This window comes from Streptomyces sp. NPDC029138, from assembly GCF_055564375.1.
In genome coordinates, this window is the sequence record NZ_JBVHWM010000019.1 from 44,982 (window position 1) to 67,055 (window position 22,074).

General features: G+C 72.3%; 19 protein-coding genes and 1 riboswitch. Of the genes, 6 read left to right on the top strand and 13 right to left on the bottom strand.

What is annotated here, in order from left to right; all coding sequences use genetic code 11:
• Window positions 1–353: 353 nt before the first annotated feature.
• Complete coding sequence (locus ACZ4WH_RS17850; RefSeq protein WP_468181375.1) at window positions 354–1,610, bottom strand: sensor histidine kinase; 1,257 nt, start codon at window positions 1,608–1,610, stop codon at window positions 354–356.
• Window positions 1,611–1,615: 5 nt separating this feature from the next.
• The gene (locus ACZ4WH_RS17855) at window positions 1,616–2,269 is read right to left on the bottom strand and encodes a response regulator transcription factor (RefSeq protein ID WP_003993508.1); all 654 of its coding nucleotides are present in this window, start codon (window positions 2,267–2,269) and stop codon (window positions 1,616–1,618) included.
• Window positions 2,270–2,681: 412 nt separating this feature from the next.
• Here ACZ4WH_RS17855 and ACZ4WH_RS17860 point away from each other — a divergent pair, with 412 nt between their 5' ends.
• Window positions 2,682–2,855, top strand: coding sequence for a hypothetical protein (locus ACZ4WH_RS17860; protein WP_023546087.1), 174 nt, complete (start codon window positions 2,682–2,684; stop codon window positions 2,853–2,855).
• Between the two features lie 73 nt (window positions 2,856–2,928).
• On the opposite strand, the gene ACZ4WH_RS17865 is transcribed toward ACZ4WH_RS17860, so the two are convergent.
• Both ACZ4WH_RS17865 and ACZ4WH_RS17870 read right to left on the bottom strand, forming a co-directional pair.
• Window positions 2,929–3,744 (bottom strand): inositol monophosphatase family protein, encoded by an 816-nt coding sequence (locus tag ACZ4WH_RS17865; RefSeq protein WP_468181377.1) that lies wholly within the window; start codon window positions 3,742–3,744, stop codon window positions 2,929–2,931.
• An 8-nt stretch (window positions 3,745–3,752) separates the two neighbouring features.
• Window positions 3,753–4,880 (bottom strand): ferrochelatase, encoded by a 1,128-nt coding sequence (locus tag ACZ4WH_RS17870; RefSeq protein WP_468181379.1) that lies wholly within the window; start codon window positions 4,878–4,880, stop codon window positions 3,753–3,755.
• Window positions 4,881–5,076: 196 nt separating this feature from the next.
• Between ACZ4WH_RS17870 and ACZ4WH_RS17875 the strand changes: the two genes are divergently transcribed.
• The 3 genes from ACZ4WH_RS17875 (at window position 5,077) to sepH (ending at window position 9,072) form a co-directional block, all read left to right on the top strand.
• Entirely contained in the window at window positions 5,077–6,315 is a 1,239-nt protein-coding gene (locus ACZ4WH_RS17875) for an MFS transporter (RefSeq protein WP_468181381.1), read from the top strand.
• On the top strand, window positions 6,275–7,594 hold the full coding sequence (locus ACZ4WH_RS17880) for a D-arabinono-1,4-lactone oxidase (RefSeq protein WP_468181383.1): 1,320 nt from the start codon (window positions 6,275–6,277) through the stop codon (window positions 7,592–7,594). Before ACZ4WH_RS17875 ends, ACZ4WH_RS17880 begins: the two co-directional genes overlap by 41 nt.
• A gap of 437 nt (window positions 7,595–8,031) precedes the next feature.
• Complete coding sequence (gene sepH / locus ACZ4WH_RS17885) at window positions 8,032–9,072, top strand: septation protein SepH (protein WP_468181385.1); 1,041 nt, start codon at window positions 8,032–8,034, stop codon at window positions 9,070–9,072.
• A gap of 59 nt (window positions 9,073–9,131) precedes the next feature.
• Here sepH and ACZ4WH_RS17890 read toward each other — a convergent pair whose 3' ends face one another.
• Entirely contained in the window at window positions 9,132–9,983 is an 852-nt protein-coding gene (locus ACZ4WH_RS17890) for a sulfurtransferase (protein WP_468181387.1), read from the bottom strand.
• A gap of 318 nt (window positions 9,984–10,301) precedes the next feature.
• Between ACZ4WH_RS17890 and ACZ4WH_RS17895 the strand changes: the two genes are divergently transcribed.
• Complete coding sequence (locus ACZ4WH_RS17895; protein ID WP_468181389.1) at window positions 10,302–11,093, top strand: VOC family protein; 792 nt, start codon at window positions 10,302–10,304, stop codon at window positions 11,091–11,093.
• Window positions 11,094–11,097: 4 nt separating this feature from the next.
• Here ACZ4WH_RS17895 and ACZ4WH_RS17900 read toward each other — a convergent pair whose 3' ends face one another.
• The 4 genes from ACZ4WH_RS17900 to ACZ4WH_RS17915 all read right to left on the bottom strand — a co-directional run bounded on the left by ACZ4WH_RS17900 (window position 11,098) and on the right by ACZ4WH_RS17915 (window position 16,519).
• Window positions 11,098–11,757, bottom strand: a complete 660-nt coding sequence (locus tag ACZ4WH_RS17900) for a thymidine kinase (RefSeq protein WP_468181391.1) — start codon at window positions 11,755–11,757, stop codon at window positions 11,098–11,100.
• Between the two features lie 65 nt (window positions 11,758–11,822).
• Window positions 11,823–13,013 carry an alkaline phosphatase family protein gene (locus ACZ4WH_RS17905; RefSeq protein WP_468181393.1) on the bottom strand — a complete coding sequence of 397 codons (1,191 nt, stop codon included), beginning with the start codon at window positions 13,011–13,013 and terminating at the stop codon, window positions 11,823–11,825.
• Window positions 13,013–13,609 carry a DUF5998 family protein gene (locus ACZ4WH_RS17910; protein WP_468181395.1) on the bottom strand — a complete coding sequence of 199 codons (597 nt, stop codon included), beginning with the start codon at window positions 13,607–13,609 and terminating at the stop codon, window positions 13,013–13,015. The genes ACZ4WH_RS17905 and ACZ4WH_RS17910 overlap by 1 nt, the downstream gene beginning before the upstream one ends.
• A gap of 99 nt (window positions 13,610–13,708) precedes the next feature.
• The gene (locus tag ACZ4WH_RS17915; RefSeq protein WP_468181397.1) at window positions 13,709–16,519 is read right to left on the bottom strand and encodes a bifunctional acetate--CoA ligase family protein/GNAT family N-acetyltransferase; all 2,811 of its coding nucleotides are present in this window, start codon (window positions 16,517–16,519) and stop codon (window positions 13,709–13,711) included.
• Between the two features lie 176 nt (window positions 16,520–16,695).
• Between ACZ4WH_RS17915 and ACZ4WH_RS17920 the strand changes: the two genes are divergently transcribed.
• Window positions 16,696–16,977: an HPr family phosphocarrier protein gene (locus ACZ4WH_RS17920; protein ID WP_014675499.1), complete on the top strand. Its 282-nt coding sequence runs from the start codon at window positions 16,696–16,698 to the stop codon at window positions 16,975–16,977.
• Window positions 16,978–17,179: 202 nt separating this feature from the next.
• Here the strand turns inward: ACZ4WH_RS17920 and ACZ4WH_RS17925 are convergent, their stop codons facing one another.
• The 4 genes from ACZ4WH_RS17925 to ACZ4WH_RS17940 form a co-directional block, all read right to left on the bottom strand.
• The gene (locus ACZ4WH_RS17925; protein WP_468181399.1) at window positions 17,180–17,866 is read right to left on the bottom strand and encodes a GntR family transcriptional regulator; all 687 of its coding nucleotides are present in this window, start codon (window positions 17,864–17,866) and stop codon (window positions 17,180–17,182) included.
• Window positions 17,867–18,064: 198 nt separating this feature from the next.
• Window positions 18,065–18,820 carry a M23 family metallopeptidase gene (locus tag ACZ4WH_RS17930; RefSeq protein ID WP_468181401.1) on the bottom strand — a complete coding sequence of 252 codons (756 nt, stop codon included), beginning with the start codon at window positions 18,818–18,820 and terminating at the stop codon, window positions 18,065–18,067.
• A gap of 12 nt (window positions 18,821–18,832) precedes the next feature.
• A riboswitch (cyclic di-AMP (ydaO/yuaA leader) is annotated at window positions 18,833–18,992 on the bottom strand.
• A 235-nt stretch (window positions 18,993–19,227) separates the two neighbouring features.
• Window positions 19,228–20,616: a M16 family metallopeptidase gene (locus ACZ4WH_RS17935; protein WP_468181403.1), complete on the bottom strand. Its 1,389-nt coding sequence runs from the start codon at window positions 20,614–20,616 to the stop codon at window positions 19,228–19,230.
• Window positions 20,613–22,016 (bottom strand): M16 family metallopeptidase, encoded by a 1,404-nt coding sequence (locus ACZ4WH_RS17940; RefSeq protein ID WP_468181405.1) that lies wholly within the window; start codon window positions 22,014–22,016, stop codon window positions 20,613–20,615. The genes ACZ4WH_RS17935 and ACZ4WH_RS17940 overlap by 4 nt, the downstream gene beginning before the upstream one ends.
• Between the last annotated feature and the right edge of the window lie 58 nt (window positions 22,017–22,074).

A 22,074-nucleotide genomic window follows, 5' to 3' on the forward strand; every position in this document is an offset into this window, starting at 1 on the left:
ACGTAACGCGTGAGAGGCCGGACTTGTGCCCGACCTGAGGCGGAGATTTTGCCTCACATCAAGGTCTGTTACTCAATCGACACCCAACCCGATCCCTCAAGAGTGATCGGCTTGGATGGCGGTGAGGACCGTACACGGTTCGAATGCCGCACCTCAAAGGCGCCTCACCGTGTACTTCCCGTGATCAAGAGCCCTGAAAACCAGGACTTTCCCGGCTTTCCACCTTCTGTCATGATCACTCTGCGTAGATGGCCGGAAATCCGCCCATGTGATCGATCACACAGGAAGAACCCGGTACGGCGGTCGAAAAATTCCGCGTGAAGCGAACAACCTCCGCGTGTGTCGATTCCTGATCACAACGGCAGGGTGACGCGCATCACCAGACCTCCGCCCTCCCGGGGCTGGGCCAGGATGTGACCGCCGTGCGCGCGGGCCACGGACCGGGCGATGGACAGGCCGAGGCCGACCCCTTTGTCGCTGCCCGTCCGCTCGGTACGCAGCCGCCGGAAGGGCTCGAAGAGGTTGTCGATCTCGTACGCCGGCACGACCGGCCCGGTGTTCGTGACGGTCAGCACCGCCTGTCCGTGCTGGATCTCGGTGTTCACCTCGACCCAGCCCTCCTCCGGCATGTTGTACCGCACGGCGTTCTGGACCAGGTTCAGCGCGATCCGCTCCAGCAGCACGCCGTTGCCCTGCACCACGGCGGGCCTGCGCTCGCCCCGGATCTTCACGCCCTTGGCGTCGGCCTCGGCGTGCACCTGGTCGATGGCCTGGGTGGCGACCTCGGCCAGGTCGACCGGCTTGCGCTCGACGATCTGGTTGTCGCTGCGGGCGAGCAGCAGGAGTCCCTCGACCAGTTGTTCGCTGCGCTCGTTGGTGGCGAGCAGCGTCTTGCCGAGCTGCTGGAGTTCCATCGGCGCGTTCGGATCCGACAGGTGCACTTCGAGGAGCGTGCGGTTGATCGCGAGCGGGGTGCGCAGCTCGTGCGAGGCGTTGCCGACGAAGCGCTGCTGGGCGGTGAAGGCCCGCTCCAGCCGCTCCAGCATGTCGTCGAAGGTGTCCGCCAGCTCCTTCAGCTCGTCGTCCGGGCCGTCCAGCTCGATCCGGCGGGACAGGTCCGAGCCGGCGACCTGGCGGGCCGTGCGGGTGATCCGGCCGAGCGGGGACAGCACGCGGCCGGCCATCGCGTAGCCGAACGCGAAGGCGATCACGGCGAGGCCGAGCAGCGCCAGCAGGGAGCGGCTGAGCAGGTTGTCCAGGGCCGCCTGGCGCTGCTGGTCCACACAGTGGGCGATCGCCTCGTTGAAGTCCGACAGCGGCACCGGGCCGGAGTTGATCGCGGTCACCGCGGGGCAGTTGTCGCTGGTGACCTTGATCGCCGAACCGCTGACGATCTTGAACAGCGGCTGGTTGCCGGTGCTGATCGCCTGTGCGGCCAGCAGGTAGATGATCGACAGCAGCAGGATGCCGGCGATCAGGAACATGCCGCCGTACAGCAGCGTCAGCCGTATGCGGATGGTCGGGCGCAGCCACGGGAAGGGCGGCTGCGGCCTTCTGGGGTCCCAGGTGGGCTTCGGGGGCGCCTGGGGCGGCGCGGGTGTCGTGGCCACGGGGATCAGATCCGGTAGCCCGAGCCGGGGACGGTGACGATGACGGGCGGCTCGCCCAGCTTGCGGCGCAGGGTCATCACCGTCACGCGCACCACGTTGGTGAACGGGTCGGTGTTCTCGTCCCAGGCCTTCTCCAGCAGCTGCTCCGCTGAGACGACCGCGCCCTCGCTGCGCATCAGCACCTCCAGCACCGCGAACTCCTTGGGCGCGAGCTGGACCTCCTTGCCGTCACGGAAGACCTCGCGGCGGTTGGGGTCGAGCTTGATGCCGGCGCGCTCCAGGACCGGCGGCAGGGGCACGCTGGTCCGGCGGCCGAGGGCCCGCACGCGCGCGATCAGCTCGCTGAACGCGAACGGCTTGGGCAGATAGTCGTCGGCGCCGATCTCCAGCCCCTCGACGCGGTCGCTGACGTCGCCGGAGGCGGTGAGCATGAGCACGCGCGTGGGCATGCCCAGCTCGACGATCTTGCGGCAGACGTCGTCGCCGTGGACGAGCGGGAGGTCGCGGTCGAGGACGACCACGTCGTAGTCGTTGACGCCGATGCGCTCCAGGGCGGCCGCACCGTCGTACACGACGTCGACGGCCATGGCCTCCCGGCGCAGTCCGGTGGCCACCGCATCGGCGAGCAGCTGCTCGTCCTCGACGACGAGTACGCGCACGTCGCTTGTCCTTCCTGTGTCCACCCGCGAAGACGCGCCGTGGGCGCGTGCGGGCAGGGGTGTCCGTGGGTGTGACCCCCATCCTGCCCTTTTCGGCCATAAGTCGGCTGTAAGGCGGGGTTCGGACCGCAGGGACGGGGTTCCTGGGGCGGGAATACGAGAATTTCTCCTCCGGTTGAGGTTTCCACGGAGGGGAGCGGGGGGAGGACGGCTTTACACCCCGCGATCACGCTCTGCATGTGCCGCAGCACCATGCGGTACTTCGGCCTCCGCTTCGCGGAGCGGGCGTGGGTGTCCGGCACCGTCGCCGCCCGGCCGGGCAGCGCTGGGCACCTGCGAGAGACGTGATCGCCCCTTCCATACGGCACACCCCCGTGCCACTGACCCACGACCCAGGACGAGGGGGCGCAGCATGGACGCTTTCACCGCAGGACTTCTGCAGCGCATAAGGGCGACCGAGTCCGACTTGTCGCGGGCTCGTGACGAGGGCGACGACTTCCTCGTCGAGGTGGAGCAGGCAGAGCTCGACGACCTGCGCCGCCTCGCCGCCGAACACGGTGTGGAGGTCGGCGCGTCACGCGTCTGATCGGCCCGGAAGCGCAAGGAGGGACCCCGGCGAATCCAGCGCCGGGGTCCCTTCGCGTGTCCGCTCCCCGGGATCAGTCGTGCCAGGCGCCGAACTCCTCCAGCAGCCGCTGAAGAGGCTCGAACACCTCCGGCGACCCGGCCACGGTCAGATCCCGCGACGGCGGCTCTCCGGGCCGTCCACCGGTCAGCGCGCCCGCCTCCCGGGCGATCAGGTCACCCGCCGCGAAGTCCCACGCGTTGAGCCCCCGCTCGTAGTACCCGTCGAGCCGGCCGCAGGCCACGTCGCACAGGTCGACCGCCGCCGAGCCGCCGCGCCGGATGTCCCGCAGCAGGGGGATCAGCCGGGCGGCGATCTCGGCCTGGTGGACGCGGACCTCGGTGACGTAGTTGAAGCCGGTGGAGACCAGGGCCTGGTCCAGCGGGGGCGCGGGACGGCAGGTGAGCGCCCGCTCGCCCTGCCACGCGCCCGTGGCCCACGCGCCGCCGCCGCGCACCGCGTGGTACGTCTCGCCGCGCATCGGAGCCGCGACGACCCCGACGACGGTCTCGCCGTCCTGCTCGGCGGCGATGGACACGGCCCAGGTCGGCAGGCCGTACAGGTAGTTGACGGTGCCGTCCAGCGGGTCGATCACCCAGCGGATGCCGCTCGTGCCCTCGACGGAGGCGCCCTCCTCGCCGAGGAAGCCGTCGTCGGGGCGCTGACCGGAGATCAGATCGGTGATCAGCTTCTCCGCCGCGATGTCCATCTCGGTGACGACGTCGATGGGGCTGGACTTGGTCTTCGCCACGGCCAGGTCGGCGGGGCGGCCGTCGCGCAGCAGCTCGCCGGCGCGGCGGGCGGCCTCCTGGGCGAGGTCGAGCAGGTCCCGGTGCAGGGCGTCGGTCACGGGTCTCCTCACGCGTAGGGGCTGTCGGCGCCCGCGGCGGCGGGGCGGGGGGCGCGGGCCGGACAACAGCCGACCGGGCACACCTGGTGGCTGGGGCCGAGCGCGCCCAGGGCGCAGGGGGTGACCTGCTGGCCGCGTTCCACGGCGGCCCGCTCCAGGATCAGCTCGCGGACGGCCGCGGCGAACCGCGGGTCGGCGCCCACGGTGGCCGAGCGGCGCACCGGCAGGCCCAGTTCCTCGGCCTTGGCCTTCGCCTCGGTGTCGAGGTCGTAGAGGACCTCCATGTGGTCGGAGACGAAGCCGATGGGGGCCATGACGACGGCCGGGACACCGGCGGCGCGCCGCTCCTCCAGGTGGTCGCAGATGTCGGGCTCCAGCCACGGGATGTGCGGGGCGCCGGAGCGCGACTGGTAGACGAGCCGCCAGGGGTGGTCGACGCCCGTGCGCTCGCGGACGGCGTCGGCGATCAGCTGGGCCACGTCCAGGTGCTGCTCGACGTAGGCACCGCCCTCGCCGTGGGCCTCGACGGGGCCGGAGGTGTCGGCGGCGGAGGTCGGGATGGAGTGGGTGGTGAAGGCGATGTGGGCGCCCGCGCGGACGTCCTCGGGGAGGTCGGCGAGGGAGCGCAGCACGCCGTCGATCATGGGCTCGACGAAGCCGGGGTGGTTGAAGTAGTGCCGCAGCTTGTCGATCCTCGGCAGCTCGAGGCCCTCGGCCTCCAGGGCGGCCAGCGCGTCGGCGAGGTTCTCGCGGTACTGCCGGCAGCCCGAGTAGGAGGCGTAGGCGCTGGTGGCGAGGACCAGGATGCGGCGGCGGCCGTCGGCGACCATCTCGCGCAGGGTGTCCGTCAGGTACGGCGCCCAGTTGCGGTTGCCCCAGTGGACCGGCAGGTCCAGGCCGTGGTCGGCGAAGTCCTTGCGCAGGGCGTCCAGCAGGGCGCGGTTCTGGGCGTTGATGGGGCTCACCCCGCCGAACAGGAAGTAGTGCTGCCCGACTTCCTTGAGGCGTTCCTTGGGGATGCCGCGCCCGCGCGTGACGTTCTCCAGGAACGGGACCACGTCGTCCGGGCCTTCGGGGCCGCCGAAGGAGAGCAGGAGCAGGGCGTCGTACGGGGTGGGATCGAGCGCGTCTGGCATGAGTCGATCCTCCCACCCGGCACTGACAGTGAGGAAACAACGGGGTGAAGAGTCGGGTTCCAGTCGGTTTAGGGCGGTTTCTGCGGGTGCTGGATCAGGCGCGATTGCACACGCTTGACCAGGTGCGATGAGGGTCCCCTGACTCGTAAGCTGTATCAGCCGCATTCGCGCCTTACCGAGTCGCTTCGGAGACCACGTGCCCAGCCCCTACAGAGCCCTGTTCGCCGAGCCCGGCACCAAGGCCTTCTCCGCCGCGGGATTCCTCGGGCGGATGCCGCTGTCGATGATGGGGATCGGCGTCGTCACGATGGTCTCCCAGCTCACCGGGCGGTACGGCCTCGCGGGCGCCCTGTCGGCCACCATCGCGCTGTCCGCCGCCGCGATCGGGCCGCGGATCTCCCGGCTGGTGGACCGGCACGGGCAGCGCCGGGTGCTGCGCCCCGCGACCCTGGTGGCCCTGGTCGCGGCGGCCGGGCTGCTGGTCGCCGCCCACTTCCGGTGGCCGGACTGGGTGCTGTTCGTCTGCGCGGCCGGGATCGGTTCGGTGCCGAGCCTGGGCGCGATGATCCGGGCCCGCTGGGCCGCGCTGTACCGGGGCACCCCCAAGCTGCACACCGCCTACTCGTTCGAGTCGGTCGTGGACGAGGTGTGCTTCATCTTCGGGCCGATCATCTCCATCGGCCTGTCCACGGCCTGGTTCCCGGAGGCGGGCCCCCTGCTCGCCGCCTGCTTCCTGGCGGCCGGCGTCTTCTGGCTGACCACCCAGCGCGCCACCGAGCCGGCCCCGCATCCGCGCGAGCCGCAGGGCGGCGGCAGCGCCCTGCGCGCGGCGGGGCTGAAGGTGCTGGTGGCGACCTTCGTGGCGACCGGCGCCATCTTCGGAGCGGTGGACGTGGTCACCGTCGCCTTCGCCGACGAGCGCGGCCACAAGGGCGCCGCGAGCGTGGTCCTGGCGCTGTACGCGGCCGGTTCCTGCGTCGCCGGCGTGGTGTTCGGGCTCCTGCGCTTCAGCGGTGCGCCGGAACGTCGCTGGTTGCTGGGCGTGGCGGCGATGGCCGTGAGTATGATCCCCCTCCTACTGGTCGGAAACCTGCCGCTTCTGGCCGTGGCGCTGTTCGTTGCGGGGCTGTCCATCGCACCGACGATGATCACGACGATGTCCCTCATCGAAGAGCACGTACCGCGCGCGCAGCTCACCGAGGGCATGACCTGGGTGAGCACCGGCCTCGCCGTCGGCATCGCGGTCGGCTCCTCCGTGGCCGGCTGGGTGATCGACGCGGCCGGTGCACGGGCCGGGTACGGGGTCCCGGCCGTGTCCGGGGCCGTCGCGGTCGCGGTCGGTTTCCTCGGGTACCGCCGGCTGCGCAGGCCGGCCGCGGGTCGGGGAGGCACCGTTGAGCAGCACAGCGAGCGGGAAGAACGGCACCTGGCGTAACTGGGGCGGCAACGTCACCGCCCGGCCCGCCCGGCAGGTCACGCCGGCCTCCGTGGAGGAGCTGGCCGGTGCGGTGCGCCGGGCCCGGGAGGACGGCCTCAAGGTGAAGGCGGTCGGCACCGGGCACTCCTTCACCTCGATCGCCGCCACCGACGGTGTGTTGATACGCCCTCAACTGTTGACCGGTATACGCACCATCGACCGGGCGTCCATGACCGTCACGGTGGAGGCGGGCACCCCGCTCAAGAGACTCAACGCCGCTCTCGCGCGCGAGGGCCTCTCGCTCACCAACATGGGCGACATCATGGAGCAGACCGTGTCCGGGGCCACCAGCACCGGCACGCACGGCACCGGCCGCGCCTCGGGCTCCATCGCCGCCCAGATCAAGGCACTGGAACTGGTCACGGCCGACGGTTCGGTGCTCACCTGTTCCGAGAAGGAGAACCCGGAGGTCTTCGCGGCGGCCCGCGTCGGCCTCGGCGCCCTGGGCGTCGTCACCGCGATCACCTTCGCCGTGGAGCCGCTCTTCCTGCTCACCGCGCGCGAGGAACCCATGCCCTTCGACCGGGTCCTCGCCGAGTTCGATCAGCTGTGGGCCGAGAACGAACACTTCGAGTTCTACTGGTTCCCGCACACGGCGAACACCAACACCAAGCGGAACAACCGCAGCGCCGGCCCCGAGCAGCCGGTGGGACAGCTGGCGGGCTGGTTCGAGGACGAGTTCCTCTCCAACGGCGTCTTCCAGGTGGCCCAGTGGGTCGGCCGCGCGGTCCCGGCGACCGTTCCGGCGATCGCGCAGATCTCCAGCAGGGCCCTGTCCGCGCGGACGTACACGGACATCCCTTACAGGGTCTTCACCTCACCGCGCCGGGTGCGCTTCGTGGAGATGGAGTACGCCGTCCCGCGCGCGGCGCTCGTGGAGACGCTGCGTGAGCTGAAGGCCATGGTCGACCGCTCCGGGCTGCGCGTCAGCTTTCCGGTCGAGGTGCGCACCGCCCCGGCCGACGACATCACCCTGTCCACCGCCTCCGGCCGGGACAGCGCCTACATCGCCGTACACATGTTCCGGGGCACGCCGTACCAGGCGTACTTCACGGCCGCCGAGCGGATCTTCACCGCGCACGAGGGGCGTCCGCACTGGGGCAAGGTGCACACGCGGGACGCGGAGTACCTCGCCCGGGTGTACCCGCGCTTCGGCGAGTTCACGGCGCTGCGGGATCGTCTCGACCCGGACCGGCTGTTCCGGAACGACTATCTGCGGAGGGTTCTGGGGGCGTAGGCGTCGTGGCGGAGGCGCTGGGCGCACTCGGTGAAACCATTCGTTCCGTTTCTGGCGGTTGCGTGAAGTTCACCACGTTCATGATCCACAAAACCGGTTGCGAACGGCCAAGTCGCACCCCTTGCCAGAAGTTGGGCGGCGCGCCAATCCACGCACGTGGTCCAAATGGAGTACTGTTGCGAGCCCTGGGTCCGGCCTCCCACCAGGGTGCCCGCGACCTTGCAGGATCGCCGGGAGGGGGCTAGTTGCACAGGGTGACGGAGTTGGTCACTTAGCGTTGCGAACAGGTAACCGTGCCATAACGGCGGCCCCGGGCCCGTGCCCGACACGCCGGGCAACTCGGCAAGGTTGTGGCAGGCTGCACCCGGGCAGGCCACACTCGACTAGCGGAAGCAGCGACGCACGTGACGTCGGCAGGCACCACCCGGGAGGTCCCCATGCCCGAACTGCGTGTCGTGGCCGTCTCGAATGACGGCACACGGCTGGTGCTGAAGGCTGCCGACTCTACGGAGTACACGCTTCCGATCGACGAACGGCTCCGCGCCGCCGTCCGCGGCGACCGGCCCCGTCTCGGCCAGATCGAGATCGAGGTCGAGAGCCATCTGCGCCCGCGAGACATCCAGGCCCGGATACGAGCCGGTGCCACGGCGGAAGAGGTCGCGCAGCTCGCCGGCATCCCCGTCGACCGGGTACGGCGCTTCGAGGGGCCGGTGCTGGCCGAACGCGCCTTCATGGCCGAGCGGGCCCGCAAGACCCCGGTCCGCCGCCCCGGCGAGAACTCCGGACCCCTGCTCGGCGAGGCCGTGCAGGAACGGCTGCTGCTGCGCGGCGCCGAGAAGGACACCGTGCAGTGGGACTCCTGGCGCCGCGACGACGGCACCTGGGAGGTGCTCCTCGTCTACCGGGTCGCGGGGGAACCGCACTCTGCGAGCTGGACGTACGACCCGCCCCGGCGGCTCGTCCAGGCCGTCGACGACGAGGCGCGCTCGCTGATCGGCGAGTCCGACGACCTCGCCGTACCGGAGCCGAGCTTCCCGTTCGTCCCGAGGATCGCCCGGCTGCCGCGCGAGCGCACCATGGACCGCGCCCTCGACCGCGGCGACCGGGAGCGGCCCAGCCTCCCCGCGCAGGCGTCGGAGCCCGCCGAGGAGAGCACGGGCGAACGCGACTCGCTGACCAGCCTGCTGGAGGCCGTGCCGAGCTTCCGGGGCGACCTGGTGGTCCCGGAACGCCCGGCGGAGCCCTCGGAGGAGACCGACGACGAGCCCGCCGCCGAGGAGCCGCCGGCGCCCGCCGCGTCCGCCGGCTCCGCCTACGCGGACGTCCTCATGCCGCGCTCCGTCGGCAGCCACCGCGACCGGCTCATCGGCGCGACCGACCGCCAGGCGGAGGCCGACGGCGTCCGCCCCGGCCGCCGCGCCGCCGTACCGAGCTGGGACGAGATCGTGTTCGGCACGCGCCGCAAGAAGCAGGAGTAGGACGGTCGTACCGAGGGAAGAGGGGGCACGCGCGCGTGCCCCCTCTTCCGGTTGCCCGGTTACTGCGGGTCCGCGCCCACCGCCACCGGCCGGGACGGGTCCGAGGACCACTCGGACCAGGAACCGACGTACAGGGCCGCCGGAATGCCCGCCACGGCCAGCGCGAGGACCTCGTGGGCGGCGGAGACGCCCGAACCGCAGTACACGCCCACCTCGGTGTCCTCGGACACTCCCAGGGCCTTGAAGCGGTCCCTCAGCTCCACCGCGGGCAGGAAACGGCCGTCCGGGCCCACGTTCTCCGTCGTCGGCGCCGACACCGCGCCCGGGATGTGCCCGCCGACCCGGTCGATCGGCTCCACCTCACCGCGGTACCGCTCCCCCGCGCGCGCGTCCAGCAGCACACCCGTGCGGGCCAGGGCCGCGGCCTCGTCAGCGTCCAGCAGCCCCGCCGCGGCCGGCGTCGGCTCGAAGTCACCCTCGGCCGGGACCGGCGTCCCGGTGGACAGCTCGCCCTCCCAGGACGGCAACCCGCCGTCGAGCACCCGCACGTCCGGGTGACCCGTCCAGCGCAGCAGCCACCACGCGCGCGCGGCGGCCCAGCCCTGCCCGCCGTCGTACACGACGACCGGCCGGCCCGCCGACACGCCCGCGCGGCGCATCGCGGCACCGAACTCCGCCAGGCCTGGCAGCGGATGCCGGCCGTGCGCGCCGGGCGCGGCGGCCAGCTCCCGGTCCAGGTCGACGAAGACCGCGCCGGGGATGTGACCGGACGTGTACTCGGCCCGTCCGTCGAAGGCCGGCGCGCCAGCCGCCTTCGCCGTGCTCAGCTGCCAGCGCACGTCCAGCAGCACCGGCGGGTTGTCGCCGGTCAGCTCATGTGCGAGTTCGGATGCGGTGATGATGGCGTTCATGGCGTCCATCCATACGCCAGGGGTGGCCGCGGCGTCCAGGTCCGGCTACTCTGCTCGGCCGGACCCGCTCGATCACCCGGCGTACGTGATCGAGCACGTGCTGTACAGCCGACGGACACCCGCCGGCCATCGTCAGGAAGCGGCGAAAGACGGCAGACCGGGCATCCTCCCGGAGGTACGGCCGAGCGGCGCGGTACGGCCCCGCGGCACCGAGGAGGATGCGGGCACCGGCACGGGCGTACGCGCCAGCGGCGTGGACACCCTTCCGGGGAGCGGAAGCGACACGGCCACCGCGAGGGGCCGGGGAGAGAGTGATCGATGACCGAGGCACGGGAGTCGGCCGGTCCGCACGCGCGGCGCGTGCCCGGCACACCCTGCTGGGTGAGCCTCATGGTGCACGCGCTGGACGCCACCGAGGAGTTCTACGGTGAGCTGTTCGGCTGGGAGTTCCGGCCGGGCCCGCAGCAGCTCGGGCCGTATGTGCGGGCGCTGCTGGACGGGCGGGACGTCGCGGGCATGGGCCAGCTGCCTCCGGACCGCCGGCTGCCGGTCGCCTGGACGCCGTACTTCGCCTCGGACGACGTGGACCAGACCGCGGACACCGTACGGCTGTGCGGCGGCACGCTGGCCGTCGGGCCGCTGGACGCGGCCGAGGCCGGGCGGATGGCGATCGCCGCCGACCCCTCCGGGGCGGTGTTCGGGATCTGGCAGGGCTCCGCGCATCTCGGCACGTCGATCACCGGCGTGCCCGGCACCCCCGTCTGGAACGAACTGGTCACCTACGAGACGGAGAGCGTCGCCAAGTTCTACAAGAGCGTGTTCGGCTACGAGGAGGAGCCGGTGGTCTCCGCCGACTTCGACTGTCTGACCCTGCGCCTCGACGGCCGCCCGGTGGCCGGGCTGCACGGCATGGGCCACGGCCTGCCCCGGGACCGGGGGCCGTACTGGCAGACGTACTTCGAGGTCGCCGATCTCGGCGCAACGCTGCGGCAGGTCACCGGGCTGGGCGGCCGGGTCCTCAGGCCGGCCCACGACAGCCCGCACGGGCGGCTGGCGACCGTGGCGGACCCGGAGGGCGCCGAGTTCTCGGTGATCCAGAACCCGCGCTGAGCGCTCAGGGGGTTCCGGAGGGCGGGACGGGCAGCACGTCCGGGGACAGGGCCGCCGCGCGGGCCGCGGCGGCGGTCATCCGGCGCCGGTGGTGGCGCCGGCACAGCACCTCGTAGCCGACCTGGCCCGCGGACTGGTTGACGTCGCCGACGACCACCTGGGCGCCCTCGACCACCATCTCGCCGTCTATCGTGCGGGCGTTGTGCGTGGCGCGGGCGCCGCACCAGCACAGCGCCTCCACCTGGAGCACCTCTATCCGGTCGGCCAGCTCCACCAGCCGCTGGGAGCCGGGGAACAGCTTGGAGCGGAAGTCGGTGGTGATGCCGAAGGCGAACACGTCCAGGCCGAGATCGTCCACCACGCGCGCGAGCTGGTCGATCTGCTCGGGCGCGAGGAACTGCGCCTCGTCCGCGATCACATAGTCGGCCCGGCCGCCCCGCGAGAGATGGTCGACGAGATAGGCGTACAGGTCCTGGCCGTCCTCGACCTCCACGGCGTCGGTGACCAGGCCGAGCCGGGAGGACAGCTTGCCCTCGCCCGCGCGGTCGTCCCGGGTGAAGATCATGCCGGCCAGGCCGCGCGCGGAGCGGTTGTGCTCGATCTGGAGAGCCAGCGTCGACTTCCCGCAGTCCATGGTTCCGGAGAAGAACACCAGCTCGGGCATGAGGAGTTGAGCACCTTTCGGCAACGGAGGGCCAGAGGGGGGCGGGTCAGGAGGGCGGGGGTGGGTCAGGGACGTACTTCGAGCAGCGGGACCAGCTGCTCGGCGGGAGTCATCGAGCCGTGGTTGCCGACCAGCGCCGACTCCTTGGGCTCCCGCTCGGAGGCGATGATCAGGACGTCGTCGTGCGCGGCGGCGACCACGTCCCCGATCCGCGGGTACACGCGCTCGTCCACCTGCGGCCCGAACCAGCCGGCCGCGATCGCCTCGTCCCGCGAGGCCACCCAGAACTGCTCCCCGAGCACCTCGCGCCAGCAGGTCAGGACGTCGTTCTCGGCACCCGGCACCGCGTACACGTGCCGGGCCCGGCCCTCGCCGCCCAGCAGGGCGACTCCGGCGCGCAGCTCCCAGTCCTCGTCGAAGTCGATGCGGTGCCGCTCGTCGAACGGGATGTCGACCATGCCGTGGTCGGCGGTGACGTAGAGGGCGCTGCGCGGTGGCAGCTGCTCCGCGAGGCGCTGGACGAGCCGGTCGACGCACATGAGCTGACCGCGCCAGGTGTCGGAGGCGATGCCGTAGCGGTGTCCGGAGCCGTCCAGTTCGGCGTAGTACGTGTACACCAGCGCGCGGTCGGCCGCGGCCAGTTGCTCCGCCGCGAGGTCCATGCGCTCCTCGCCGGTGAGCCGCCCGTGGAAGGTGCCGCCGCTGAGCGCCACCTTGGTGAGCGGGGTGTGCTCGAAGGCGGGCGAGGACACCTGGGCGGCGTGCACCCCGGCCTGCTGGGCCAGCTGGAAGACGGTGGGGTACGGCTGCCAGGAGCGCGGTTCGGTGTACGGCTGCCAGCGGAGCTGGTTCATCAGCGCGCCGGTGTCCGGGTTGCGCACGGTGTAGCCGGGCAGCCCGTGGACGCCGGGCGGCAGGCCGGTGCCGACGGAGGCGAGGGAGGTCGCGGTGGTCGCCGGGTAGCCGGCGGTGAGCGGGCGGCCGGTGCCGCCGCGCGAGCTGCCGAGCAGGGAGGTCAGGAACGGGGCCTCGTCGGGATGGGCCCTGAGCTGTTCCCAGCCGAGGCCGTCGATCAGGAAGACACAGACCCGGTCGGCGGGGGCCAGTTCCGCGATCGTTGCGGTCAGGCCGGGCACGCCCATGCCGGCGGCCAGGGTGGGCAGCAGGTCGGCGAGGGAGCCGGTGCCGTACTCGGGCAGCGGCGCGGTGTCCAGGGCGAGGGGTTCCGGGTGGTCCCAGGCGGAGAGCTGGGACATCAGCGCGTGACGTCCGCGGTCGCCTCCGAGATGGACTGCGCGAAGGCGAGCGCCTGGCGCACCGTCTCCGGGCCGTCCCCGGCCTCGCTGACGCGCAGGCTGAGGTCGTCCGCCGTGGAGCTGCCCGTGTAGCCGTGGTCGGCGTCGCAGTTGGGGTCGCCGCAGGCGGCGGGCTCCAGGTCGATGCGGTTGACCGCGCCCCAGCCGATGGTCAGCACGACCTCGCGGGGCAGGGTGCCCGGCTTGTACTGCTCCGGGTTCGCGACCACCCGGCTGACCACGACCGAGGAGATCCGGTCGAGCTTCACGGACTCGGTGGAGGTGGTGGCGTACGGCGTCGGGGACGTGCTGTCGGCGGCCTGCTCGTCGGTGTGGCTGACGATGAAGCGGTTGCCGGTGAGGACCAGCACGGTGACGTGCCGGCGCACCTCGTTCTGGTCGAAGGTGGTCTCCTGGTGGACCAGGTACGACCGGATGGGCTCGCCGCCCACAGCGGCCTCCACCGCCTCGGCCACGAGGGCCGGGTAGTAGCCGCTGCGCTCGATCGCCGCGCGCAGCCCCTGGGTCGTCGTACTGGTCTTGGCCATGGCGTCCATCCTAATCCGTGGGCAAGAGCGCTCCGGGCCAGTCGCCCGCACCCGCGGCCGGTCACCGGGAAGCCGACGCCCGGCCGGCCTCGGCGGGGCTGTGCCCGCTCAGTACGCCGGCAGGGTCCGTGGGCCCAGGTCGTCGCGGGCCGGTGGGGGCGCGAGTCGTACCGTGGCGCCGAGCACGGTGGCTCCGTGGGGGGCGACGACGACCGGCTCCAGGGTGACCGCGACCACTTCCGGGTGGTCGTCGACCAGCCGCGACACCCGCAGCAGCAGCTCCTCCAGGGCCGGGGTGTCCACGGGGGTGGAGCCGCGCCAGCCGAACAGCAGCGGTGCCGTCCGGATCGATCGCAGCAGCGAGGTCGCCTCGCGGTCGGTGACGGGGATCAGCCGGTGGGCCATGTCGCCGAGCAGCTGCGAGGCGGCCCCGGCGAGGCCGAACGACAGCACGGCCCCGGCCGCCGGGTCGATCACGGCCCGTACGACCGTGTCGACCCCGCGCGGTGCCATCCCCTGCACCACCGGCCGCAACTGCTCCGGCTGCCCGAACAGCTCGGTCAATTCGGCGTACGCCCGCAGCAGTTGTTCCTCGTCCGCGAGGTCGAGGCGTACGCCGCCCAGGTCGGCGCGGTGCCTGAGGTGCGGGGCGGTGGCCTTGAGGGCGACCGGGTAGCCGAGCGCGCGGGCGGCTTCGACGGCGGCGTCCGGGGTGAGCGCGGGCAGGGCGCGGCGCACGGGTATGCCGTACTTGCCGAGCAGCTCACAGGTCTCCGCGTCGGAGATGGTGAGGCCCTGCCCGCGCGCGAGCAGCTCGCCGATCAGCCGGGCGGCCCCCTTCTCGTCGATGTCGTCGTACTCCGGCACCTTCCCGGGATCGGCCGCCTCCCGTCGCCACTGCGCGTACTTCACGGCTTCGGCGAGGGCGCGGACGGCCCGTTCGGCGGCGGGGTAGGCGGGGATGAGGTGGGTGCCCTCGGGCGGGGCGGTCAGTGCGGCGGGAACCGCCGCTCCCTCGGTACCGGGCACCTTCTCGACGGCCCTCGGTGCGGTGCTCGCCGCCGCCGACAACGCCTGCGCCAGCCCACCGAGTTCCACGTGCACCACGAGCACCGGCTTCCCCGGCACCGCCGCCGCGGCCGACCGCAGCGCCTCCGCCAGCTCCGCGTCCCCCGGCGAGCCCTCCCCGATCGCGGGGATCGCCGTGACGACGACGGCGTCGTTCGTGCCGTCGGCCAGCGCGGCGGCGAGCGCCCGGTGGAAGTCCTCCGCCGTCGCCCCGGTCGTCAGGTCGACCGGCCGCGCGGGCCGCAGGCCCTCGGCGAGACACCGGTCGTACGTCAGCACGCCCAGCGACTCCGAGTTGCCGAGGATGGCCACGCGCGGTCCGGTGGGCAGCGGCTGCCGGGCGAGCAGCAGCCCCGCGTCGACCAGCTCGGTGATCGTGTCGACCCGGATCACGCCGGCCTGCCGGAGCAGCGCGGAGACGGTCTCGTACGGCAGCCGGGTGGCCCGTACCGCGTGCCCCGGCGGTGCCGTGCCCGTCCCCTGCACCACCACCAGCGGCTTCGCCGCCGCCGTCCGCCGGGCGAGGCGGGTGAACTTGCGGGGGTTGCCGATGGACTCCAGGTACATGAGGACGACGTCGGTCTCGGGATCGTCGTACCAGTACTGGAGGACGTCGTTGCCGGAGACGTCGGCGCGGTTGCCTGCGGACACGAAGGTGGACACGCCGGTGACCCCGGTGACCCCTCCCCCGCGCCGGTGCAGCCGGGACAGCAGGGCGATGCCGATGGCGCCGGACTGGGCGAACAGCCCGATGCGGCCGGGGCGGGGCATCTCGGGGGCGAGGGAGGCGTTCAGCCGGACGTCCGGGGCGGTGTTGATGATCCCGAAGGCGTTCGGGCCGATGATCCGCATGCCGTACGCGCGCGCGGCCCGCACGAGGGCCCGCTGCCGCTCCCGTCCCTCGGGCCCGCTCTCGGCGTATCCGGCGGAGAGCACGACCAGGCCCTGGACGCCGTGCTCCCCGCACTCGGCGACCACGGCGGGCACGTGCGCGGCCGGTACGGCGACGACGGCCAGGTCCACATGCCCGTCGATCTCCCGCACCGAGCGGTGCGCGGGCACCCCGTCGACCTCCTTGAGGTCCTGCGGGAAGGCCTTGTTCACGGCGTACAGACGGCCGGGGTAGCCGGCGTCGCGGAGGTTGCCGAGGACGCCGCGGCCCACCCCGCCGGGGGCGCGGCCGACGCCGACCACCGCGACGGAGCCGGGCGCGAGGAGCCGCCGTACGGAACGGGCCTCGGCGCGCTGTTCCCGCGCGCGCTGCACGGCGAGGGAGCGGTCGGTGGGTTCGAGGTCGAACTCCAGGCGGACCACGCCGTCCTCGAAGCTGCGTTTCTGGGTGTAGCCCGCGTCCGTGAACACCTTGATCATCTTGTTGTTGGCGGGCAGCACCTCGGCGGCGAAACGGCGGATGCCCCGCTCGCGCGCGACGGCCGCGATGTGCTCCAGCAGGGCGGAGGCGACCCCGCGGCCCTGGTGGGCGTCCTGCACCAGGAAGGCGACCTCGGCCTCGTCGGCGGGCGCGGACGCGGGCATACCGTCGGTGCCGATGCGGTCATAGCGTACGGTGGCGATGAACTCGCCGCCGATGGTGGCCGCGAGTCCCACCCGGTCCACAAAGTCGTGGTGCGTGAAGCGGTGGACGTCCTTGGCGGAGAGCCGTGGGTACGGCGCGAAGAAGCGGTAGTACTTCGACTCGTCCGAGACCTGCTCGTAGAAACTGACCAGGCGGTCGGCGTCATCAACGGTGATGGGCCTGATGCGCGCGGTGCCACCGTCGCGCAGCACCACGTCCGCCTCCCAGTGGGCGGGGTACTGGTGCCGGTCCTGCCGGTCCGCCGAGGTCTGCATGGGCCCCAGAGTACGGCTCGCGTCCGACAACGGCGCGAGGCAGTCTGTGGAGGACGACAAGCCGGACCGAGGCCGCGGTCCGGCGCCACACCGGAGGGGACGAAGGTCCGCTCCGGACACGCTTCACGGTATGGGAAACTGGTCTAGACAACCTGAACACCGAAGGGCAGCAACACATGGCTGAGCGCCGCGTCAACGTCGGCTGGGCCGAGGGCCTCCACGCCCGCCCCGCCTCCATCTTCGTCCGAGCCGCCACGGCCGCAGGCGTCCCGGTGACGATCGCCAAGGCCGGGGGCAACCCCGTCAACGCGGCCTCCATGCTGGCCGTCCTGGGCCTGGGTGCCCAGGGTGGCGAGGAGATCGTCCTCGCCTCCGACGCCGAGGGCGCCGACGCCGCCCTGGACCGTCTGGCCAAGCTGGTCTCCGAGGGCCTGGAAGAGCTGCCCGAGACCGTCTGAGCGACCACCGCGCAGAGCGCCGGAGCCGCGTTCGCCTTTCGGGGCGGCGCGGCTTCGCCGTATGCGCGCACGCTCGGCCCGATGTGCCGTCGATTTACCGCCCGCCGACTCCCGGCGAACTCTCGCGAATACGGCGCGATGAATTCGGGCAGCAGGAAATACCCCGCCCGGAAATTACTCTTCTTTGTATACGGTGCGCTTGTTAATGCCGCGGGCCCGACATGTTTACGGGGTGTTGCGAACTCCTCACACGCTCCGCGGCGGGGGAAAAGCGCAGCCGGTGCGCACCCGTCGCTCGCTCGGCGTGCAGCGCCGTGAGCGCCCGCGCGCGCTCCCCGTCCCCGCGCGCCACCGCGTCCACGATCGCGCCGTGCTCCGTCCAGGACTCCATCGGGCTGAGCGGCGCCTCCACCACGTACATCCAGGCGATCTTGTGCCGCAGCTGGGTGAGCATCGAGGTCAGTGAGGTGCTGCCGGAGGCCTGGGCCAGCGTCTCGTGGAACCAGCCGCCCAGCGAGCGCAGGTCCTCGATGCCGCCCCTGCGGGCCCGCTCCTGGCCCAGCCGGACCAGACCGCGCAGCACCTTCAGATGGGCCTCGGTGCGCCGCTGCGCGGCCCGGGCGGCGCCCAGCGGCTCCAGCAGCGTCCGCATCTCCAGCAGGTCGGCGGCCTCCTGCTCGGTCGGTTCGGCCACGCACGCGCCCGCGTGCCGGCGCGTCACCACGAAGCCCTCGGCCTCCAGGGTGCGCAGGGCCTCGCGGACGGGGACGCGTGAGACGCCGTAGCGGCGGGCCAGGACTTCCTCGGTGAGGCGGCTGCCGCGCTCGTAGACACCCGCGACGATGTCGTCCCGGATGGCCGTGCACACCGAGTGCGCCGGAATACGCATGTCCGACCTCCGCCTTAATCCCCGTGAAACGTCGACGATGGACGTGTGTTCCGTGACTCTATTCCAATGAGCCGGAATTTCCGACGGCGGGCCCTAATCCATGGCTATTTTTTGGACAGCGGATCCGGCGGACACCGTGAAAAACGGCGAAAGCCCCGGCTCGGTGAGCCGGGGCCTCGGACAGCCGTGCGGTCGGTGTCAGACGTTCACGCCGTGCTTGCGGAGGTAGGCGACGGGGTCGATGTCCGAGCCGTACTCGGGGGTCGTGCGCGCCTCGAAGTGGAGGTGCGGGCCGGTGACGTTGCCGGTGGCGCCGGACAGGCCGATCTGCTGGCCCGGGACGACCTTCTGGCCCACCGTGACTCCGATGGACGACAGGTGCCCGTACTGGGTGTACATGCCGTCGGCCATGCGGATCACGACCTGGTTGCCGTACGCGCCGCCCCAGCCCGTGGAGACGACCGTGCCGGAGCCCACCGCGTGGACGGCCGTGCCGCTGGCCGCGTGGAAGTCGATGCCGGTGTGCGAACCGGAGGACCACAGGGAGCTGCTGGCCTGGTAGGCGGTCGACACGTACGAGTGCGCGATCGGGGCGACGAAGGCGTTCAGCCGCTTGCGCTCGGCCTCACGGGCGGCCCGGGCCTTGGCGGCGCGGATCTCCTGGGCCCGCTCGGCCGCCGCCTTCGCCGCGGCCTCCTCGGCAGCCTTCTGCTCGGCGGCCTGCTGCTGCGCGGCGGCCTGAGCGTCGATCTCGTCGGCGACGTCCTCGGACACGGCGACGACCGGGGTGAGGCCGGTCTGCTCCGTGGAGTTCTCGGCGGCGAGCGCCGGGGAGGCTGCGAGGGTGCCGATCACACCGGTGGTGGTGAGGGCCGCGACGCCGGCCGCCTGAACGGTGGTCCGCTTCACCCGGCCGGGCTTGCGGTGCTTACCGGTGGCGCACATGAACGCCATGAAGTGGCTGGTCCTTTCCTTCCCTCTCGCCTACCGGGTTAGCTGACGGGTTCGGAGCAGGAAGGTCTCCTACGGGCCCCCTCGCAGCCGCGCGGGCGCCCGATTCACCCCAGGGACGTGGGTCCCCGGCTCCCCTGGCTCGCGCCGTACGGGGACTCGGCGATGACTGTCCGGTGCCGCGGGTGCGGCGCACTGCCTGACGAACAGCCCGGACGACGCTACGGTGGCGCGCTGTCAATCCTCAAACGTGTCCCGGTTTTTGTAGCGCATCCCACAGGGCAGACAGGCAACCTCCGCCTCAAAACGGGCATCTGGGGGGCGGAGTGGAACAGCGGGGCCCTGACGACCCATAGGTCGCCAGGGCCCCACGCGCGCGTGCCGTCACCCGGCCGCCACCGCAGTCGCGTCTACTCGGCCGCCACCACGGTCACTTCACCGATGCCCAGCGCCTCCACCGGCGCCTTGATCTGCGACGCGTCGCCGACGAGGACGGTCACCAGGCGGTTCACCGGGAAGGCGTTCACGACGGCCGCGGTGGCCTCCACCGTGCCCGTGGCCGCCAGCTGCTGGTACAGCGTCGCCTGGAAGTCGTCGGGCAGGTGCTGCTCGACCTGGTCGGCGAGCGTGCTCGCGACGGCCGCCGCGGTCTCGTACTTCAGCGGCGCCACACCGACGAGGTTCTGCACGGCGACGTCACGCTCGGCGTCGGTCAGGCCGTCCGCCGCGACGGTGCGCAGCACCTTCCACAGGTCGTCCAGCGCCGGGCCGGTGTTCGGGGTGTCCACGGAGCCGCTGATGGCGAGCATCGCCGCGCCCGTGCCGTCCGGCGCGGACCGCAGGACCTGCCCGAAGGCGCGCACGCCGTAGGTGTAGCCCTTCTCCTCGCGCAGCACGCGGTCCAGGCGGGAGGTGAGGGTGCCGCCGAGGCAGTACGTGCCGAGCACCTGGGCGGGCCACACCCGGTCGTGCCGGTCCGGACCGATCCGGCCGATGAGCAGCTGCGTCTGGACCGCGCCGGGCCGGTCCACGATGACCACGCGCCCGGTGTCGTCGGCGGTCACCGGCGGCACCGGCCGGGGCTCGCCCGGGGTGCCGGTCCACGCGCCCAGGGTGTCGCCCAGCAGCGCGTCCAGGTCGGCGCCGGTCAGGTCGCCGACGACGACCATGGTGGCCGTGGCGGGCCGCACATGACGGTCGTAGAAGGCGCGTACGGCCGCCTCGTCGATCTTCTCGACCGTCTCCTCGGTGCCCTGGCGCGGGCGGGACATGCGCGCGGTCGCCGGGAACAGCTCCTTGGAGAGTTCCTTGGCGGCCCGGCGGGAGGGGTTGGCCAGCTCGTGCGGGATCTCGTCCAGGCGGTTGCGGACCAGCCGCTCGACCTCGCTCGCGGCGAAGGCGGGCGCGCGCAGGGCGTCGGAGAGCAGGCCGAGGCCCTTGGCCAGGCGGGAGGCCGGGACCTCCAGGCTGAGCCGGACGCCGGGGTGGTCGGCGTGCGCGTCCAGGGTGGCGCCCGCGCGCTCCAGCTCGGCGGCGAACTCCTCGGCGGAGTGCTTGTCGGTGCCCTCGGAGAAGGCCCGCGCCATGATCGTGGCGACGCCGTCCAGGCCGGCCGGCTCGGCGTCCAGCGGCGCGTCCAGCAGCACCTCGACGGCGACGACCTGCTGGCCCGGGCGGTGGCAGCGCAGCACGGTCAGGCCGTTGTCGAGCGCGGTGCGCTCGGGCGCCGGGAACGCCCAGGGCCTGGCCTCGCCGGGCTGCGGCTGGGGGTGGAAGTCCATGGTGGCGAGCTGGGTCACTTGGCCGTCTCCTCGTTCTCGGTCTCGTCGCGGCCCGCCTCTACGGTCGCTTCCTGCTCCGGGTCCTCGGGGATCTCGGCGTCCGGGGCGGCCTCCGGGGACTTCGGCTCGTAGACGAGGACCGCGCGGTTGTCGGGCCGCAGGCGGGCCTTGGCGACCTCCCGGACCTCCTCCGGGGTCACCTCCAGGACGCGCTTGACGGCGGTCAGGGCGAGCTGCGGGTCGCCGAACAGGACCGCGTACCGGCACAGTTCGTCGGCGCGGCCGGCGACCGTGCCGAGCCGGTCCAGCCACTCGCGCTCCAGCTGCGCCTGGGCGCGCTCCATCTCCTCGGGCGTGGGGCCCTCCGCGGCGAACCGGGCCAGCTCCTCGTCGATGGCGGTCTCGATGACCGGCACCTCGACGTCACCGGAGGTCTTCACGTCCAGCCAGCCCATGGAGGGCGCCCCGGCCAGGCGCAGCAGGCCGAAGCCGGCCGTGACGGCCGTACGGTCCCGGCGCACCAGCCGGTTGTACAGGCGGGAGGACTCGCCGCCGCCCAGGATGGTCAGGGCGAGGTCGGCCGCGTCGCACGCGCGCGTGCCGTCGTGCGGGAGCCGGTAGGCGGCCATCAGGGCACGCGCCGGGACCTCCTCCACGACGACCTCGCGCAGCTGCTCGCCGATGACGTCCGGCAGGGTGCCGTCACGGGGGGCGGGCTTGCCGTCGTGGGACGCGATGGAGCCGAAGTACTTCTCGATCCAGGCGAGGGTCTGCTGGGGATCGATGTCGCCGACCACGGAGAGCACCGCGTTGTTCGGCGCGTAGTAGGTGCGGAAGAACTGGCGGGCGTCCTCCAGGGTGGCCGCGTCCAGGTCCGCCATCGAGCCGATCGGCGTGTGATGGTAGGGGTGGCCCTCGGGGTAGGAGAGCCCGGTCAGCTTCTCGAAGGCGGTGCCGTACGGCACGTTGTCGTAGCGCTGGCGGCGCTCGTTCTTGACGACGTCCCGCTGGTTCTCCATGGACTCGTCGTCCAGAGCGGCCAGCAGCGAGCCCATGCGGTCGGCCTCCAGCCAGAGCGCCAGCTCCAGCTGGTGGGCGGGCATGGTCTCGAAGTAGTTGGTCCGCTCGAAGCTGGTGGTGCCGTTCAGCGAGCCGCCGGCGCCCTGCACCAGCTCGAAGTGGCCGTTGCCCTTGACCTGCGCGGAGCCCTGGAACATCAGGTGCTCGAAAAGGTGAGCCAGGCCGGTACGCCCCTTGACTTCGTGGCGCGAGCCGACGTCGTACCAGAGGCAGACCGCCGCCACCGGGGTCAGGTGGTCCTCGGAGAGCACCACGCGCAGACCGTTGGCCAGGCGGTGCTCGGTCGCTGTCAGGCCCCCGGAGCCTGCCTCGGCTGTGGTCGTGTGACCCATGGGCATGTACGTCCCTTCGCGAGCGGAGGCGGTTGATGGAAACCGCGGTTTTCCTGCCGTTCCT